Source organism: Syntrophomonas sp. UBA5494, from assembly GCF_002426325.1.
Map to the genome: position 1 here is coordinate 1 of NZ_DIPG01000143.1, position 17,732 is coordinate 17,732.

Sequence of the window (17,732 nt, forward strand, 5' to 3'; positions counted from 1 at the left end):
CTTCACTGGCAATAGCCTGAATAATAATGTTTTGGATTTGTTTGTTAGGCATAATCATCACCTTTTATTTAAAGATTGCCCTCAGTATATCCAAATCATATTTTATCGGCAACGAATATCTAACTAATGATACTGAATCGGATTTCAACCCGGCTAATCCTTAATCAGGGGGGGTTCTTTTGACTCACTTTGCTCTGAAGGTCCCGATTACATCATACCCTGGCCGTGGTCGNNAGCTGCCGGGACAGGGAAGTGTAATAATCATAAGCTTCCAACTCGCTGGCAATAGCCTGTATGATGATGTTTTGAATTTGTTTGGTAGGCATGGTTATCACCTTTTATCTTAGGATTGCCCTCAGTATACCGAAATCGTTTATTATGGGCAATGCATATCGAACAAATAACATAAAGCCGGGCAATAACCCGGCAAATTTTCTAATAATCATTTGTCCCGACATCGAACCCGTCCGGGCCTCGATCACATCATACCCTGGCCGTGGTCGCGCCCCCCGTCAACGGTGAGCAGCATATTTAAAGCATACTGGTCGGACTCATAGCCGGCGCGCAGTTTGCCGTAATCCCCGATATGAAGATAATAGTCCAGCACATGCTTCATGTATGAGACCATCGTCTGCACGCCTTTGTCTGACAGGTTCAGGATCAGGTACTGCAAAAAAAGCATCACTGCCGCCGGGGCGTAATAGTTCTCTTCGCCTAAAGGCATACTGATGTCGATATCACGGTCAAGTTCATTGGTGCCATAGAACTGCGACCGATAGATGCGCAGCGGAGGTTCGTCGGAATCGACCAGGCGCTGGTTTTTATCCAGTACATTGATGCGGGCTACGGAACCGTCATCCAGCGGGTAGTTGGCCATGGCGCAGAAATAATCATAGATATTGAGCAAGAGGGCGCTGGAGGTGCTGCAGTTTCCAAGCGTAAACAATATTTTGGACAGGAACATGCTGAAGAAGCGAATCACATCGAGTTCCCGGATATCGAAAAGATAGGCGGTGATGCCTACCCAGGCCCGATCGCGGTCAAAAAAGTTAATTTCCAGACGGCACATGGTACCGCCTGATATCTGTTTAAAGGTTCCCCCCATTTTACTCCCACCTTACCAGTCTATATGTTTTATTATACCAGAAAACCCTGCGGCGGATGATAAACGCTGCCGCCGCCAAGCCTAGCTTCAGACTACTGTCGCCTCCGCTGCTTGGGGGAGTCTTTACCAGCCGGGATACTTGACCCGCCAGTCTTCATCATCACGGTAGGCGGTCAGGAGATCCTGCCCTATCGCAGCGATTACCTGACACAATTCCAATTGAGCCAGCCAATCCTGGGGCAAGGCGGTCCGGCCCAGACAAGCCCCCAGGATATTTCCGCAGATGGCCCCGGTGCTGTCGCTGTCGCCATCATGATTAACCGCCATAATCACTCCCTGTTTAAAGTCATGCGGCGATTTGAGGGCGCAGTAAATCGCTATGGCCAGAGCTTCATCGCCCACCCAGCCCTGGCCCAGCTGCTTGTAGCAGGTCACCGCCGGCTGCTCGCTGCGGGCCAGTTTGACCGCCTGTTCTATGCGGGCTGACAGCCTTTCATGCCGGTCATGCCGGCGCAGGACGTCCAGGGAGTGCCGTATTGCTTCTTCCAGCTCTAATCCGGCCATTAGATCGTGTATGATCTGGGCCAAGACCCCGGCGGAAAGAATCCCGTCGATATGCCCGTGGGTCAGAGCCGCGATCTGGCAGGATAGAGCAAAAGGATCAACCCCCAGATCTATCATGCCCACCGGTGCAGCCCGCATCACGGCTCCGCAGCCTTTGCTGTCGTTGAGCGCTTTTTGCAGAGTGCCTATCTCCGACCGCATCAAGGCTGAGGTACAGGTCAAGCCCGGGGAGCGCTGTTTAAAGAGTTCAAATTGCTGGATGAGGAAGCCGTCGTCACTATGGTAACCATAGTCGCTGAAATGCGGGTTATCTTCTCCCTGGGTATGCAGCCAGCGCAGATAGGCATGATGAACAACGGCTGCTATATTGACCTCTGGAGAAGAAGCCTGGGCCGCCCGCGCCCGCAGCAAACCTTCTGCGGTGAACAAGGTCATCTGAGTGTCATCGGTGATTTCGAATAAGCCCGCTTCTCCTTCTTGCGGCCTTTGAATCCCGCTTAAACCATAGCGGTGAAGAATTTGTTGATGATTGATAAACTCCACCGGGGCCCCCAGAGTATCTCCCAGGGCGCCGCCCAACAAACAGCCTGCATAATGATCCTGATCTTTTCTCATATATTCCCCTCCCATCAGCCTCTATCATCTCTTCATTCTATATTTAAACTGTCCCCATTTTATCAAAATTTGCCAGCAATTGCGAACCGGCCTCTGGCTAACAGCTTGATAAGCGGGGGCGGTCCTTTTTGGTCACCAAAGTGACAAAAAGGACCGCCCCAGTTGTGTCAACAGTCCATGAACTACGCTTTCTGGTAGCGTTCGGCGTAAAGTGTACGCAGATCATTCTTGCTGATTTTGCCAGTGGAGTTTTTGGGTATGGACTCCAGGGCTATGACCTCCCGGGGCAGTTTGTAGTTGGCCAGGCGAGGGTTGAGGGAAGACAAAATAGCCCGCCGGTCAAAAGTCTGCCCGTCTTTCATGGCCACAAAGGCGCAGATTGCTTCGCCGCGCATTTTATCGGGGATCCCGATGACTGAGGCTTCGCTGATCCCTGGGTACTGGTAGAGGACTTCTTCCACTTCGCGGGGATATACGTTGAGTCCTCCCACGATAACCACATCCTTCAAGCGATCCACTATAAACACATAACCTTCTTCATCGATATAGGCCATATCCCCGGTATGCAGCCATCCGTCCACAACCGCCCGGGCAGTCGCCCGGGGCATATTATAATAACCTTTCATCACATTGGGACCCTGCACAATCAACTCCCCCACCTCGCCAGCAGGCAGCACATTATGCTTCTCATCCACAATCAGCAGTTCGACTCCGGGGATGGCCGGGCCAATTGAGCCCGCCTTGCTGCGGTTTAACGGGTTTAGCGCACAAACCGGCGAGGCTTCTGACAGGCCATAGCCTTCCACCAGCGCAACTCCTAATTTCTGCTGGAACTGATTCAAAACCTCCACGGGCAGCGGGGCTCCCCCGGAAACAAACACCCGCACGCTGGAAAAATCCTCAGTAGTCCCCAGGGCTAAATAGAAGTTGTGCATGGAGGGGACCCCGCAAACTACCGAAACTGACTGACGCTTAATGGTGGCAATGACGTCTTTGGGAAAGAACACCTCCACAATGGTGATTTTGGCTCCGGCCAGCAGCGGCGCCAGTATGGTGACCGTCCAGGCAAAAGCATGAAACATGGGGAGAACCGAAAGCATATTGTCCTCTTTGGAAACCAATAGGATCTGGTTGGTAGCTTCGGCATTGCTTATAAGATTGCGATGGGTCAAAACCGCTCCTTTGGGAAACCCGGTGGTGCCCGAGGTGTATATGATAACGCATTCACTTTCCTCGGCAATATCATCGATATCAGGGGCTGCGGGCAAGTCAGCCTTGGCCAGCCCGGGGCCGAACTCGGCGATCAAAAGCTGTGTAACCTCATCCCCCAGTTCCAGGGGCTGGCTGGTTACCATACGGATGATGCCGGCATCTTTAACGATATAAGCGATTTCCGGCGCAGCCAGATTGATATTGATAGGCACCACCACCGCCCCCAGACTGGTGAGGGCAAAATAGCAGTAAACAAAATCCGGTGAGTTGCGGCAGAACAGCCCCACATTTTGCTTAGGGCGAATCCCCTGCTGGTAAAAATAATCCCTGAACATCGCAACCCTGTCCTGCACGTCCCCATAAGTTATATGCTGCTCCCGAAAAACAAGAGCAATATCATCCCTGTGCCCCTGATCCTTCAGTTCATGAACTAACATTTTTTCACTCCATTTCAATAAATTCGTCAGTAGAGGTATTCTACCAATGCTTTTATTTATAAGTACAGAATCGAAACGCGTTCCTCCATAACACCTTATGTTATTCGCTGCGCCTCTTCCGATTCCTGCCGGACTCCCATATCTCCATAACGGGAGTAAACTTATCGGTGCACCGCAATTTAGAAGCTACATCCCGCCTGGCACATAATTTGAAAAGATTGTACTTGAGGGGAAGGCCCAGAAACCCGATACTATTTAGTAGAGAGATTAGAAATCCTAAAGGATTCAGCAGGAGTGACTTGTAATGACTGGGCAGGATTTTTATCGGACGGTGGTGCAGAATACACTGTCCGGATATGTTTATTGCCGTTCTATCGCCGGCCCGGATGGTTCTATCGTGGACTTCGTAATATTGGAAGCCAACCAGGCTTTTTTGGAATTGTTTGGCCTGGAAGGCAAAGATGTGAAGGGCAAGCCTTTTTCACAGGTCTTTACGGGGATACAGCGCGAGCAAGCCTATCTGGCCAATGTCTTACAGCGGGTAAGCCCCTCCAGGCCCTTGCGCCTGAGGACTTATTTCAAATCGCAGCGGCGCGTCTACCGCTTGCACATCTATTCACCGCAGGCGGAGCATTTTGTGATACATATACTCCATGCCTCGCAACTTAGCCATGACCGCAAAATGGAACGCTATCTGAAACGGCGGCTCTCTAACGAAGAACTGCTTTTTAATACTGCCATGCTGGCTATGCAGGATATGGGCATGGATCAGTTCTATCTGCGCTGCCTGGAGATGATCGGTGAAAAGCTCGGCTTAAGCCGGGTATATGTTTTTGAATATCATGCCGAAAGCAATACTATCGACAATACTTATGAATGGGTGGCTCCCGGTATTTCTCCACAGAAAGAGCATCTGCAGGGAATCAAAACTCAGGATATCCCCTGGTGGCATCAAACCCTCTTGGAGAGGAAAAATATCCAGTTCAGCGATGTTGAGGATATCCCCGAAGAGGCGGCAAAAGCCCTTTTAAGGCCCCAGGAGGTCAAGTCCCTTCTGGCCATGCCGCTGTTTATCGACTCCGCCTATTATGGCTTTGCAGGCTTTGACCATTGCCACTCCTACCGCGATTGGCATCCTGAAGACGTTCGCATCCTGAGCTCAGTATGCAATATCTTTTCAGATTATATGAAACACAAGCAAACCGAAGCGGCTTTGCATCTGGAGCGCGCCCAACTGCTGTCCCTGTTTGACGGTATTCAAGAGCCTATTTACGTGGCTGACATGGAAAACTACTCCATCATCTATGGCAACCTGGCCTTGCAGAGGGTTTACAATCAAAGCCTGGTGGGCAAGATCTGTTATCGAGTCTTGATGAACCGCGACCAGCCCTGCGAATTTTGCACCAACCCCACCCTTAAGGCCATGGCCTATGAACCATATGTATGGGAATTTCGCAACCCGGTTTTAAATCGTTATTACCGGGTGGTGGACCGCATGATCACCTGGCCTGATGGGCGCGATGTGCGCTTTGAGATGGCTATCGACATCAGTGATTATAAACAGGCCACCCGCGACCTTCAGACTGAGAAGGAGCGGCTCAGGGTCACCCTTCATTCCATCGGCGACGGAGTCATATCCACCCATCAAGACGGCACCGTATTAATGATGAACGAAGTGGCCGAAAACCTAACCGGATGGTGGCGCGAAGAAGCACTAGGCAGGCCTTTGAGCAAAGTATTCCGCATTTTTGACGAACAGAGCCATTTGCCCCAGCCTGATCCGGTAGATTTGGCCATGCAATCGTCAACACGCCAGGTTACACCCGTCAATCATGCCGTGCTGTTGGATCGCAACGGGCGGGAACGCCCGGTTGATTACAGCGCATCGCCGATCAAAGATATCAGCGATGATGTGCTGGGGGTAGTGCTGGTATTCAGAGATGTCACCCAGCAGAAGAAAGAAGCCGCTGAAATCTTTTATCTGAGCTATCATGACCGTTTGACCGGGTTATACAACCGGGCCTTTTTTGAGAGGGAACTGGCCCGCCTCAACACGGACCGGCAGCTGCCCCTGTCAATGATCATGGGTGATGTCAACGGTTTAAAGATCACTAATGACGTGTTCGGTCATCAGGCCGGCGACAATCTGCTGCGCGCCATCGCCCAGCTTTTGAGGGAGTCATGCCGGTCTGAAGATATTATCGCGCGCTGGGGCGGAGACGAATTCATTATCCTCTTACCGCAGACCTCCAGTGAGGAGGCCCACCAGATTTGCGAGCGCATCACCAAAGCCTGCCGGGAGTCGAGCTACGGGCTCACCCGGGTCAGCATCTCCCTGGGCTATGCCACCAAAAAGGATCCCGAGGAGGATATCATGCAGGTACTGCGGCTGGCCGAGGATTTCATGTACAAAAGAAAGCTTCTGGAAAGCAAAAGCATACGCAGTTCCATCGTGGGTTCCATCAAGCAGACCCTTTATGAGCGCGGTGTGGAATCCGAAGAACACACCCACCATTTGGCCTTGTTAGGCACTCGTATCGGCATGGCCATGGGCTTATCCGACAATGAGATCAACGAGCTGGAACTCTTGGCCATGCTCCACGACATCGGGAAAATCGCGATCAGTGACCATATTCTTAAAAAGTCCGCCAAGCTGTGTCCTGAAGAAGCCCAGGAGCTTAAGCGGCATACCGAGATAGGTTATCGCATTGCCCAATCCGTTCCTGAACTGGCCCCTATCGCCGACTGCATCCTCAGCCACCATGAATGGTGGAATGGCGAGGGCTACCCGCAGGGGCTGAAAGGCGCAGCCATTCCCCTGCCGTCCCGTATCATCACCATTGTGGATGTCTATGACAATTTGATTACCGGCTGCTCCATCCAGCCCGGACTGCCGCCTCAGCAAGCCCTAAAGGCCATTGCGGGCGCAGCCGGAACCCAGTTTGACCCCGGCATTACCGCCATCTTCGTGGAGCAGATGGGCGGCCTGGCTTGATCTATCGACACTTAAACAGGCCGGTTGCTGATAACAATCAGCAACCGGCCTGTTAGTTTGCGGTTTATAAACTGGTTGACAAAGAATTGATATGGTTATATAATGCTTTCACTACATCTTGTTTTGCAAATATTAAATATATCATACTATGATTTATTTGTCAAGGTATAAATCCAATTATTGAAAGTGCGGTTTGGGGCTGGCCTCCATCCCGGAATATTATGGGCCGGCTATTGCTGATCCCTGATTAAATATTCTTGCCAACACTATGTTATAATAAATTTTTACTATGATCAAGGAGGTTCACCATGAATCAGGATGATAAGACACTTGAGATGATGCGTCAGATTATTGAAGAAAAGAAGAAGAAAAGCGCCTCACAGGGCAAAATGCGGCGCGGCGGGGAAAACCGCTTTGGCGCTTCCCATCCCGGAAACAAGAAGCAGAAAAAAGGCGGGCTGCCCCCCAAGTAAATGAAAGGTTGAGTGTGATGAAATCGCTGGTCTTAGCGGAAAAACCCAGTGTAGCGCGAGAAATAGCCCGGGTTCTGAAATGTCAGCAAAAAGGCAAAGGGTACCTGGAAGGGAACCGGTATGTGGTGACCTGGGCTCTGGGACACCTGGTCACCCTGGCCGAGCCCGACGATTATGACCAGAGGCTCAAGCAATGGCGTATGGAGGATCTACCCATGCTGCCCGGTAAGATGAAGCTTAAGGTCATCAGGCAGACCTCCCATCAGTATCAGGTAGTTAAAGGCCTGATGAAGCGCAATGATATCAAAGACCTGGTCATCGCCACTGATGCCGGGCGCGAAGGCGAACTGGTAGCCCGCTGGATCATGGAAATGGCCCAGTGGAAAAAGCCTTTTTATAGATTGTGGATATCCTCACAGACCGACACCGCAATTATGGAAGGTTTTTCCCATTTGCAGCCCGGCAAGGCTTTCAATAACCTTTATGACGCGGCGGTATGCCGCGCTGAGGCGGATTGGCTGATCGGGCTCAATGTCACCCGCACCCTGACCTGCAAGTTTAACGCGCAGCTGAATGCCGGACGGGTGCAGACCCCTACCCTGGCCATGATCGTGGAGCGGGAACGGGAGATCAAGAACTTCAAACCGGTTGACTACTGGACCATAAGGGCCGATTTTGCAGGATACTTTGGCGATTGGCGCGATTCCTCGGGAGGCCGGCTTTATGAACTGGCCAGGGCTCAGGCTATAGCCGACCGGGTCACAGGCCAAACCGGCACTATAAAAGAAGTCAAAACCGAAGCCAAGCAAGAACCGCCTCCGCTGGCCTATGACCTGACCGAACTGCAGCGCGACGCCAACCGCCGCTTCGGCTGGTCAGCCCAGAAAACCCTGGCTATACTTCAGGATCTGTATGAAAAGCACAAACTGGTTACTTATCCCCGCACCGATTCGCGTTATATCAGCAGTGATATTGTACCGACCCTGCCAGCGCGCCTGGCAGGTATGAATCGGGGCCCGTACGCAGCCCTGGTAAAGCCCCTTTTGGAGAAAACTCTCTCCCCGGGCAAGCGGCTGGTGGACAACGCCAAGGTCAGCGATCACCATGCCATTATCCCCACCGAACAAACGCTCAACCTGGGCAGTTTGGACGAGGAGGAAAAGCGCCTCTATGATCTAATCGCGCGGCGCTTCCTGGCAGTTTTATACCCTCCCCACCGCTATCAGCAGACCACCATGACAACGATAGTCAACGGAGAGAATTTTTATTCGCGGGGCCGCACCGAAGTAGAGCGGGGTTGGAAAGCGGTGCAGGCCGTTTTGGCTGATAAGGAGGACAAAGACGAGGAACGTCTGCCCGAACAAGCCCTGTCTGCGCACCGGCGGGGTGAAGCGGTCACCGTACAGAGCTGCAAAATCAATAAACAGCGCACCAAACCCCCGGGGCGGTATACCGAGGCCACGCTTCTGACCGCCATGGAGCACTGCGGCAAATGGGTGGAGGATGAAGAACTGCGGGAGTCGATCAAAGGCAGCGGATTGGGAACCCCGGCCACCCGGGCCGAGATTATCGAAAAGCTGATTCACACCAGTTATATTGAGCGCCATGGCAAGGAGCTGCTTCCCACCTCCAAAGGCATTCAGCTGATCGGTCTGGCTCCCCCGGCCTTACGCTCCCCAGAGCTCACCGCCCAGTGGGAGCAGCGCCTGGCCGATATCGCCAAAGGCCGAGCCAAAAGGTCGGGGTTTATCGCGGACATTCGCCGCGACACCTCTGAACTGGTAGAAGCGGTAAAGAATTCCCAGACGGTTTACAAAGCCGACAATATATCCAAAAGCAAATGCCCCCAATGCGGAAAGTTTATGCTAATCGTAAACGGCAAGCGCGGCCGCATGCTGTCCTGTCCTGACCGCGACTGCGGCCACCGCCAGCCTGAAAAGGAAAATCCCTATGGCTACAAAGGGGAAAGCCGGGCCAATCAAAAGCTGATCGCCCGCTACAGTGACCAGGAAGAGTTGGGAACCAATCTGGGAGACCTCTTCAAGGCCGCTCTGGCTAAAAAGCAAGAGGAGAAATAGGGAGAACTGCCATGAAATCCTGGCTGGATATTTATAAACCGGGTAATTACGCGGTTGAACGCCTTTACCGCAATGAAATCCTCCAAAGCAATCAGCAATCCCGGCAGTACGGCTTGGAGTTGACCCCCCTGCAGGCTATGGAACTGCTGCAGACCCGGCGCCGGGCCTTGAAGAGCCAGGGCCGGTTGGAGCTGGGAATTGAGGTCATCAAAAAGATGATTGCCGCCTTCTGCTCCTCGCCCTATATTCATCCTCACGAATATGCCGGCACGTTGGGGGAACTGGTGGAGATCTTCTACTATATGAAAAATGAGACCCGGGAACGCCTGGGTGATGACGAATTAATCACGGTGATGCGGGAATTGTTCGACAGCCAGAGCCGGGGATCGCTGGAACTCCTGCGCGACCGCGACCTGGATCGCTACGCCCGCGAGCTGCGCGACCGGCAGTAAATTCGCAGAAAGGAGCCCCGGTTTGAATCGACCATCCGACCTGGAAAAACACCGTTATTTGGATAAACGCCGCCTGGATTCTCATCACTTCACCCTGTCCTTGCTGCAGAACGCCCACCGTCTGGGGCTGATCGACAAGGCCGGAATGGACTCCATCCAGTCCCAGGTGATGGATTTGCTGGCCGCTGCCATACGGCTATACACCCGCGGCGAAAGCACATCGGTAAAAAACGAAACCGCACAAGGCATCATGCTGTCTCTGTTTTATGCCATGGACGCCTGCCTGCGCAGCCCGGGTCATCCCGATGAAGCCCTGGAACAGCTGCAGGCCCGAGGATTAGCCTCTATACACAGCCAGGGCCTGGCTATCCTGGAGTCTTGTTTGCTGGATACCAGGCGGATATACGAAAACCTTCTGCAACAGAGGTTAAAGGTGGCCAACCTTGCTTACCAGTCGACCCTGGAGGAGGCCCTGCCCGATTTCTTCAATCACTATGACGTCCGCTTCGCGGCTCACGAAACCATGGCCAGCATCGACTACCCTCTGTTGCTGGATGACATGAAGGTCAGCGGCGTCTTTTATATCAGGAAGTATCTGCAGACCTTGACGGTGGAAAACAGTTTCTGCCGGCGCTACAGCACCAAAGAGGTGAAAAACCTCTTAACCGCCTATGGCCGCACCTACCGCATAAATATCAATGAGGCCTTGATCAATATATTTGAGATCGTGGCCACCAATGCCATGTTTTCGCTCCTGGCCGGCAACCCGGCCCAGCAACTGAGCATCAGCAAAGCCCAACTGGAGTCGCTGTATCAGGTCTTGTCCGCAGCGGATGAATCAGGGCGCCTGGAAATGCTTGGAGCCCAGGCTGAACTGCTGCTGGTTTGGCCCGGCGCATCACAGGATGATTACAACCTGACCCCCGATGAACCCTGGGCCGCTCCAGTCCCTGTTCCCGGCTTAAAACAGCTCTTGGAGCATTTGTTGACCCTGATAATGCCCAGACTGAACCGGGCCCTGGAGTTCGGGAACCTGGAAAACGTGGTTATAGTCAGCAGCAAGGCTGCTGCACCTGATGCGCCCAGGATTGTTTTTAACGCCGGGATCAAAATGGATGATGACAGCTTTAGAGAATTGATCGGAGATATCATGGCCTGCCGGGATGGGGCGCAAAAAGCCGCCCTGATTACCGGCCGCAGCCAATCCCTGGCCGACTTCATTGACATATTAGAGGCCGACTGTCTGTTTGAGGGGGAATACCAGGCTTTATACGCCCGGCTGGGGGAAATGGAGCTGGCTCTTCTGGCCCGAATACTTTTTGTTGAAGAGATTCGCAGCGATGGGGAGGGTTTTTGCCTGCGGCCTGAAGCAGGCCAGGCATTCGACTATCCCTGGCAGGCGGAGCTGTCGTTTTTCCTGCAAAACCTGCCCGCCCACCGCATCAAACTGATCGAACACCTCATTCACTCCAGCCTGGAGACAGAAATCTAGCGGAACAGTGGGAGAAGTCGGGGGGAACTCAGTCCGGCTGAGTCAAAAGAACCGTCCCCGCCACTCTACCCGCCACTCTCCAGTCTTTCCCGCTTGGCCGTATTCCCGCCGGGCGCCTTGCTTGGCGGCTACTCCCGGACAAAAAAAACCATGGCCTCGGAGTGGGCCATGGTTCAACATCAGGGTGGGGGTTCTTGCGGATGATAGAGGGGTTTTTAATAGGCTTCAAAACGGCTTCCCGGCACTCCGCAGATCGGGCATTTGTCCGGGGCCTCATTTTCATGAACATAACCGCAGACCGGGCAGAGCGAAAAAGACTCAGCCGGAAAATCCTGGTTTTGTTTCACTGCTTGCAAGGCTTTGAGGTAGAGATCATGATGCGCCTTTTCAGCCTCGTTGGCAAAGTGGAAGGCGAAGCGGGCCGGCTTGTTGCCTTCCTGTTCGGCTTCAATGATGAAACCCGGATACATTTCGGTAAATTCATAATGTTCGCCCTGAGCGGCCTCTTTCAGATTGTCCTCGGTGCTGCCTATGCCATTCATGATCTCCAGATGCTTTAAGGCATGAATGGTCTCAGCCGCAGCAATGGCTTTATAGAGGCGGCTCACCATGGAGAGTTTTTCTTGTTCAGCTTTTCTGGCGAAAGCCAGATATTTGCGATTGGCCTGAGATTCACCTGCAAAAGCCGTCTTCAGATTCTGGTATGTAGACATTTACCGTACCTCCTTTTAAATTTATACATACATAATGTTCGACAACCGATAAAAACATATTCCTGTTGTTTTCATCCCGGGATGGATTGTATACTTTCAGGGTATAGTTTTGAGGCAAAAAATACTATTCCAGCAAATCGCTAAATACTACCTTGCTAAAATCGGCGTTAAGCCGCTGTTGGATACCTGCCAGGGCTTGATGCACCGGACAGTCTGGAGGCCCATTTTTGGAGCAGTAGTGCTCATCTATAAAGCAGCGGTTGAGCCTTATCGGGCCTTCAATGGCTTCGATCACATCCAGCAGGCTGATCTCAGCGGGATCTTTAGCCAGGACATAACCCCCTCCCACACCTCGTTGTGAAGTAATAATGCCGGCCCTGGTCAGGGAGGGCATTATCTTAAACAAGTAACGCATGGGTATGCATTGCGTCTGTGCGATGGTCTGAGCTTCAACCACTTCCCCACGGGGCAGGGTCGATAAATATAGAACAACTCTGAAACTGTAATCCGTAGCCTGATTGATCTGCATTCATTTAATTCCTTAATTGTTTACCCTTTGAGTATATTTTAAGCATACTCATCGACAACTGCACTGTCAATAGTATTTTGGTTTCTAATTGAAAAATTTAAACGAGGATAGCCGGACGACAACCGGGGATGACCATTGGGGACGATCCTTTTTTGTCACCTCCGATGATCCTTCTCAGGACGGCTTCAAGTCTACCCTGCAGGGCAGGTTTTTCAGATTGGGAGTGCCGAATTCTTTGCCCAGCTTGCCTATTGAAGTAAGTATATTGAAATTGGATTTCTGCCAGTCATATTGGGTATCGGGGCTTCCTTCCGGGAACCACCAGCCTATGTCGGCACACAGCACGCCGGGCATAACCCGGTCGGTAACCTGGGCCGCCTGCACGATCTGACCATAAGGAGTGGATATGATCACTTCGTCTCCAGAGCTTATCCCCTGGGCTTTTGCTGTATCGGGATGTATCTGCACCTCCGGCATGGGGCTTTTCTGACGCAGTTTTTGCACCCAGCGATAGGAGGAATGCAGGTAATAAGGATTTTTGGCGCTGATTAAGAGCAAAGGATAAGCGCCCCATTCCTCCTCGGGAAGTCCGGCATACTCCGGCAGGGCCTTAAGTTTTAACTTTTCGGCCTGGCTCAGTTTCAACTCGACTTTTCCAGTCGGGGTGCGAAATCCCTTGGCCAAATGCAGGTTAAACCGATCCGGGCCTTTCAGATAACCCCGGGCGGCAAAATCCGCGAAGCTCAAGCCCGCCGGCCTCAGGATATCTTCCAGAAACTCTTCGGGATTGTCATGCCAGTATTCAGGCGGGGAGACGCGTTTGCCCAATTCATTGAGGATTTTTATATCCGCCCAGCACTCCGGCGGCGGCTCCACCACCTGGGGGCGGGCAAATATGATGCCGTGGCCAATGCCATAATGGCCGATATCATTCATTTCATATTGGTGGGCTACCGGCAAAACTATGTCGGCCATAGCAGCGGTTGGAGTCATGAACATTTCCGCTATGGCTATAAAGTCGAGGCGGTTTAAGGCCGCAAAGGTAGTACGGCTGTCAGCCCAGGTCACCAAAGGATTGGTGCACATACCATAATAGCCTTTGACCGGGTAAGGGCTCCCGGTCAAGACCGCCTGGCGGAAATAAGCTGGAGGAACCGTCATCATACGGGGAATGGTGCCGTGGTAAGCACCGATCATGGTCTTAGCTTTATCAGGGATCAGGTCGGCCCGGACAAAAGCTCCCAGGCCCATGATCTTGGGATCATGCGGGTTGATATTGCCCCCCGGGACCTCCAGGTTGCCGGTGATGGCCATCAGGCAAATCAAGGCCCGGGCAGAATCAAATACATTAATGTCGTGTTCGATGGCATTGCCCCATTGCAGTGCGGCCGGCTTGCTGCGGGCATACAAACGGGCTCCCTGACGGATCAAATCCGCTGCCACTCCGGTGATAGCCGCCACTGCTTCAGGGGTGTAGTTCTGCACCTGCTCAGACAAATCCTCAAAGCCATAGGTAAAGCCGTCAACAAAATCCCGGTCATAGAGCAGATCACTGATAATGACATGGATGAAGCCCAGGGCTAAAGCGGCATCTGTACCCGGTTTAACCTGCAGCCACAAATCCGCCCTTTCAGCCAGACCGGTGCGGCGCGGATCGATCACCATTAGTTTGGCGCCATTTTTTATTTGCTGTAAGGCCAAAGTGGCAATCTGGCCTTCTTCGTTGGTATCCAATAAATTGCTTCCCCAAGCCACGATGAGATTGGTAGGATTGTGCAGATCAGCCACCGGGTAAAACCCGCAAGTGTGAAGCCCGCTGACCTCACGCGGGGCATGGCATACATCCTGAGAAGCGATCACATTGGGTGAACCGAATAGATTGGCCAGGCGAATCAACACAAAATGCTCCAGACCTTTGGGCATGCCTACTCCGAAGCCCACCGCACGGGCCCCGTATTGTGCTTTGATCTCAAGCAGCCTTTGAGCGGTCTCCTCCAGGGCCTCATCCCAGGAAATCTCCCGCCATTTGCCCTCACCCCGTTTGCCAGCCCGTTTAAGCGGGCTGAGAAGCCGGTCGGGATGATGCAGACGGTCTGCTGAAACCCGGCCTTTATAGCAGGTATAGCCGTTGTTTAAATAGCCTTCCAGATCGCCCTTTATCCTGACAATGCGGTTGTCTTTGACCCCGACCAGCAGGGCGCAGCCGCCATGATCCATACGGCCGCAGTGGGTTTTTATCCAGGTTATTTCCTCTGCCATAATATCCTTCTCCTTACGGATAGTTGATACCGGCAGTTTTACTCTCTCCCTAAAGCCTATTGTCGCTTCATTCTCTCTATCTCTATTATATTTATCCGGTCGGGTTGATAATTCCTGCTGGAAAAGAGGGAAAGCACATGGAATACTGTAAAGGCCTCAAACGCTGGCAACCAATCTAGAAAACTCTAATCGGCCCGAAGGATACCGCAGGCACAAGCTATTGTAAAAGTAAGGGAGGCGCTATGCGTGGATAAAGCAGCCAGCAGGCCATTCGCTGCCGGGTTTCCACCTGTGAGTACCGGGGCGGCGGCCTCCGCACCTCGCGTGAACGCAGCAATCGCCTCCAATCGGTTTCTTTTTCATTATTCAACGATGTCGATAGCCGGCTCGATGAACACCGGGCTTTTGACCGGGGCGGCAAATGGGGACGGTCTTTTTTGGTTACCGTCCCCATTCGCCCCGTCCGGCGTTCTTCTGTCTCTCCCTATTTCAGCTGATTTTGCTGGTTTTTACCCAGATGTTCATCGCCCCGGCCTGTCTTATCAGCTCATCGCGAACCGAGGGGTGGGCGATGCTGATAAGAGATTCGGCCCTTTCCCAGGTGCTTTTGCCAGCCAGATTTACCGCGCCGTATTCCGTTACCACATAGTTAACCATGGTGCGCGGCACGGTCACGATGGATCCGGGCGCCAGCGTAGGCACAATACGGGATTTGGTTTTGTCCTTAAGGGAGGTCAGGCAAATTATGCCTTTACCTCCCCGGGAATAGAAAGATGCGTTGATGAAATCGAGCTGCCCGCCGGTTCCGCTGATATGCCGGGTGCCGGCCGACTCCGAGCATACCTGGCCATATAAGTCAATTTCAATGGCATTGTTGATGGAAACGACTTTGTCATTCTGGGCGATCATGTTGAGCGAGTTGGTGTAGTCCACTGAACAGCTGGCCAATGCCGGGTTTAAATGCATAAAATCGTAGAGCTTCTTGGTTCCCAGGGCAAAAGTATATGTCATCTTCTCCTTATCGATGCTCTTTCTTTTTCCGTTCATTCGCCCCGACAGATACATTTCCATATAGGCGTCGACCAGCATTTCGGTGTGCCCCCCCAGATCTTTGAGATCTGATTGGGCGATCATCATCCCGACCGCATTGGGCATAGCCCCTATACCCAGCTGAATACATGACCCGTCCTCGATCATTTCAACAATGGTCTCCGCTATCTGACGGTCGGTATCGCTGCTGCCCGGAACCGGTATCTGCATGAGGGGCTGGTGGTCGGTTTCGACAATATAATCCACATCAGAAATGTGTATGCTTTCGTTGCATCCACCCAAACATACCGGGGCCTGGTCATTGACCTCGACGATCACCTTTTTGGCCTTCCTGGCTATGGCATAGTGCACCGAATTGGAGGCGGAGAAATTGAAATAGCCGTTGCGGTCGATAGGGGCCACCTTGGTCATAAATACGTCAGGCTCATGATAGCGCTCGTACAATGCCGGACATTGGTGGTAAAGAAAAGGAATGTAGTTGCTCAGCTTCAGGTCATGCAGGATGCGGTCGCCGGCGCTGAAGTGCCAGCTGTTGTAAATAAAGTGCTCGCGGTGCGGGTCGACCACTGCCACTGCGGCCAAACCCGGGAAGTTCAGGCACCTGACCTTGACATCATGCAATTCCGGGGCTCTCCCGGCCAGGAAAAGATCCAGGTAGGTGGGGGCCATGGCAAAATGGCCGTAATCTACCCAATCCCCCGATTTAACCGCTTTGACAGCTTGCTCTGCCGAGCATAGCTTACTGTGATACTGGCTGGAAATATTCATGAGTCCCTCCATAATGACAGTGATTGCATGGCAGCAGGGGCCGCATTGCCTTGATGCCAGTCTTGTATTTTTTACTTTCGATTTGATGCCGCGCGTATAGGCGGCGGCCCGGTTAATATCATTGATCACACCATAATTCTAAACCTGGCAGTGCCGTGATCGGGGATCCTAGACCATGCCGTCCTAAAAATTCGTCAATAACCCGGTCCGTGGCATAATACTGTGTTGGGGCCGGGCTGCCCCGCTCCACAGAGCGGGGCAGCCCCTGATGGCAAAAAGGCTCTGAAAAACCTGCTGCCCCGGCACAACAACATTGATTTTGAAGGTTAGCACTCTTCAGGAACCAATGCCTAACCGCAATATGTTATCAACAACCACAGTGTAAATGTAATAGCATTGTAAAACAACAGCATGCCTAACCGCAATATGTTATCAACAACCCTGTCCCCACGACATCAGGCCGGGATTTCTTTGGCTTTGACAACACTGCCGGCCCGGCTCTTGTTCCAATCCCAGACACCCCAGACAACCGCCGCAGCCAGGATAATGATCGGGGGAACATTGCCCATCTCGTAGAGTCCCATTATTCCTAAAGCATAAGCTACCAATGATCCGGTGAAGATGCCGAAGGCCGGCGGGTCTATGTGAGTATCGCCGTGAATCAGGAACAGCCTGGCTCCCAGATCAGCCAGCAAGGCTCCTACGATACCCATGGTGACGCCCCACAGGATGTTTCCGCCGCTGAACAAGGTGCCATAGGCTGCACAGAGTGTGATGTGATGGGTGACGGGAACAGCCGTGCCGTACTGCAGGAACACCAGAGAAGCGGCAGAGATCAGGAAGCCTACAAAAGGCGCGCTGCTTGCCGTAGCGGGGTCGGCCAGCATGGTGCTGGTGACAAAAGCTGACAGGCCGCCTGCGGCCACCCCGATAACAATTTTCTCGGCCGTGCTTTCCATGAAAGGCAGCCAGCGCTGGTCGCCGCCGAAT

13 protein-coding genes are annotated in these 17,732 nt (G+C 52.6%); 5 read left to right on the plus strand and 8 right to left on the minus strand.

Going from position 1 to position 17,732, the window contains the following annotated elements; all coding sequences use genetic code 11:
- Window positions 1–478 precede the first annotated feature (478 nt).
- The 3 genes from B3W37_RS16080 to B3W37_RS16090 form a co-directional block, all read right to left on the minus strand.
- Window positions 479–1,105 (minus strand): hypothetical protein, encoded by a 627-nt coding sequence (locus B3W37_RS16080; protein WP_481038166.1) that lies wholly within the window; start codon window positions 1,103–1,105, stop codon window positions 479–481.
- Window positions 1,106–1,228: 123 nt separating this feature from the next.
- Window positions 1,229–2,284 carry an ADP-ribosylglycohydrolase family protein gene (locus tag B3W37_RS16085; RefSeq protein WP_483171440.1) on the minus strand — a complete coding sequence of 352 codons (1,056 nt, stop codon included), beginning with the start codon at window positions 2,282–2,284 and terminating at the stop codon, window positions 1,229–1,231.
- A 182-nt stretch (window positions 2,285–2,466) separates the two neighbouring features.
- A complete protein-coding gene (locus B3W37_RS16090; protein WP_483176430.1) occupies window positions 2,467–3,933 on the minus strand; it encodes a long-chain-fatty-acid--CoA ligase in 1,467 nt (488 codons plus the stop codon).
- Window positions 3,934–4,237: 304 nt separating this feature from the next.
- Between B3W37_RS16090 and B3W37_RS16095 the strand changes: the two genes are divergently transcribed.
- The 5 genes from B3W37_RS16095 to B3W37_RS16115 all read left to right on the plus strand — a co-directional run bounded on the left by B3W37_RS16095 (window position 4,238) and on the right by B3W37_RS16115 (window position 11,423).
- Entirely contained in the window at window positions 4,238–6,928 is a 2,691-nt protein-coding gene (locus tag B3W37_RS16095; RefSeq protein WP_483176431.1) for a diguanylate cyclase domain-containing protein, read from the plus strand.
- Between the two features lie 308 nt (window positions 6,929–7,236).
- Entirely contained in the window at window positions 7,237–7,401 is a 165-nt protein-coding gene (locus B3W37_RS16100; RefSeq protein WP_483169700.1) for a hypothetical protein, read from the plus strand.
- A 17-nt stretch (window positions 7,402–7,418) separates the two neighbouring features.
- Window positions 7,419–9,479, plus strand: coding sequence for a DNA topoisomerase III (locus B3W37_RS16105; protein WP_483169714.1), 2,061 nt, complete (start codon window positions 7,419–7,421; stop codon window positions 9,477–9,479).
- A gap of 11 nt (window positions 9,480–9,490) precedes the next feature.
- Window positions 9,491–9,931, plus strand: a complete 441-nt coding sequence (locus tag B3W37_RS16110) for a DUF6323 family protein (protein ID WP_483169701.1) — start codon at window positions 9,491–9,493, stop codon at window positions 9,929–9,931.
- A gap of 22 nt (window positions 9,932–9,953) precedes the next feature.
- Complete coding sequence (locus tag B3W37_RS16115; protein ID WP_483176432.1) at window positions 9,954–11,423, plus strand: DUF6179 domain-containing protein; 1,470 nt, start codon at window positions 9,954–9,956, stop codon at window positions 11,421–11,423.
- 215 nt (window positions 11,424–11,638) lie between these two features.
- Here B3W37_RS16115 and B3W37_RS16120 read toward each other — a convergent pair whose 3' ends face one another.
- The 5 genes from B3W37_RS16120 to B3W37_RS16140 form a co-directional block, all read right to left on the minus strand.
- Window positions 11,639–12,136 carry a rubrerythrin family protein gene (locus tag B3W37_RS16120; RefSeq protein WP_483169703.1) on the minus strand — a complete coding sequence of 166 codons (498 nt, stop codon included), beginning with the start codon at window positions 12,134–12,136 and terminating at the stop codon, window positions 11,639–11,641.
- 124 nt (window positions 12,137–12,260) lie between these two features.
- Window positions 12,261–12,665, minus strand: coding sequence for an RrF2 family transcriptional regulator (locus tag B3W37_RS16125; protein WP_483169704.1), 405 nt, complete (start codon window positions 12,663–12,665; stop codon window positions 12,261–12,263).
- Window positions 12,666–12,839: 174 nt separating this feature from the next.
- The gene (locus B3W37_RS16130; RefSeq protein ID WP_483169705.1) at window positions 12,840–14,924 is read right to left on the minus strand and encodes a molybdopterin-containing oxidoreductase family protein; all 2,085 of its coding nucleotides are present in this window, start codon (window positions 14,922–14,924) and stop codon (window positions 12,840–12,842) included.
- A 489-nt stretch (window positions 14,925–15,413) separates the two neighbouring features.
- The gene (locus B3W37_RS16135) at window positions 15,414–16,742 is read right to left on the minus strand and encodes an acetyl-CoA hydrolase/transferase family protein (RefSeq protein WP_483176433.1); all 1,329 of its coding nucleotides are present in this window, start codon (window positions 16,740–16,742) and stop codon (window positions 15,414–15,416) included.
- A gap of 455 nt (window positions 16,743–17,197) precedes the next feature.
- Window positions 17,198–17,732: DUF7973 family transport facilitator (locus tag B3W37_RS16140; protein ID WP_483176434.1), on the minus strand; the 535-nt coding region annotated here is incomplete at its 5' end.

Excerpts from the sequence above, each read along its gene's own strand:
- B3W37_RS16110 (WP_483169701.1), top strand. The coding sequence starts at position 9,491 with ATGAAATCCTGGCTGGATATTTATAAACCGGGTAATTACGCGGTTGAA.
- B3W37_RS16100 (WP_483169700.1), top strand. The coding sequence starts at position 7,237 with ATGAATCAGGATGATAAGACACTTGAGATGATGCGTCAGATTATTGAA.
- B3W37_RS16090 (WP_483176430.1), bottom strand. The coding sequence starts at position 3,933 with ATGTTAGTTCATGAACTGAAGGATCAGGGGCACAGGGATGATATTGCT.
- B3W37_RS16080 (WP_481038166.1), bottom strand. The coding sequence starts at position 1,105 with ATGGGGGGAACCTTTAAACAGATATCAGGCGGTACCATGTGCCGTCTG.
- B3W37_RS16125 (WP_483169704.1), bottom strand. The coding sequence starts at position 12,665 with ATGCAGATCAATCAGGCTACGGATTACAGTTTCAGAGTTGTTCTATAT.
- B3W37_RS16135 (WP_483176433.1), bottom strand. The coding sequence starts at position 16,742 with ATGAATATTTCCAGCCAGTATCACAGTAAGCTATGCTCGGCAGAGCAA.
- B3W37_RS16095 (WP_483176431.1), top strand. The coding sequence starts at position 4,238 with ATGACTGGGCAGGATTTTTATCGGACGGTGGTGCAGAATACACTGTCC.
- B3W37_RS16120 (WP_483169703.1), bottom strand. The coding sequence starts at position 12,136 with ATGTCTACATACCAGAATCTGAAGACGGCTTTTGCAGGTGAATCTCAG.
- B3W37_RS16130 (WP_483169705.1), bottom strand. The coding sequence starts at position 14,924 with ATGGCAGAGGAAATAACCTGGATAAAAACCCACTGCGGCCGTATGGAT.
- B3W37_RS16085 (WP_483171440.1), bottom strand. The coding sequence starts at position 2,284 with ATGAGAAAAGATCAGGATCATTATGCAGGCTGTTTGTTGGGCGGCGCC.
- B3W37_RS16105 (WP_483169714.1), top strand. The coding sequence starts at position 7,419 with ATGAAATCGCTGGTCTTAGCGGAAAAACCCAGTGTAGCGCGAGAAATA.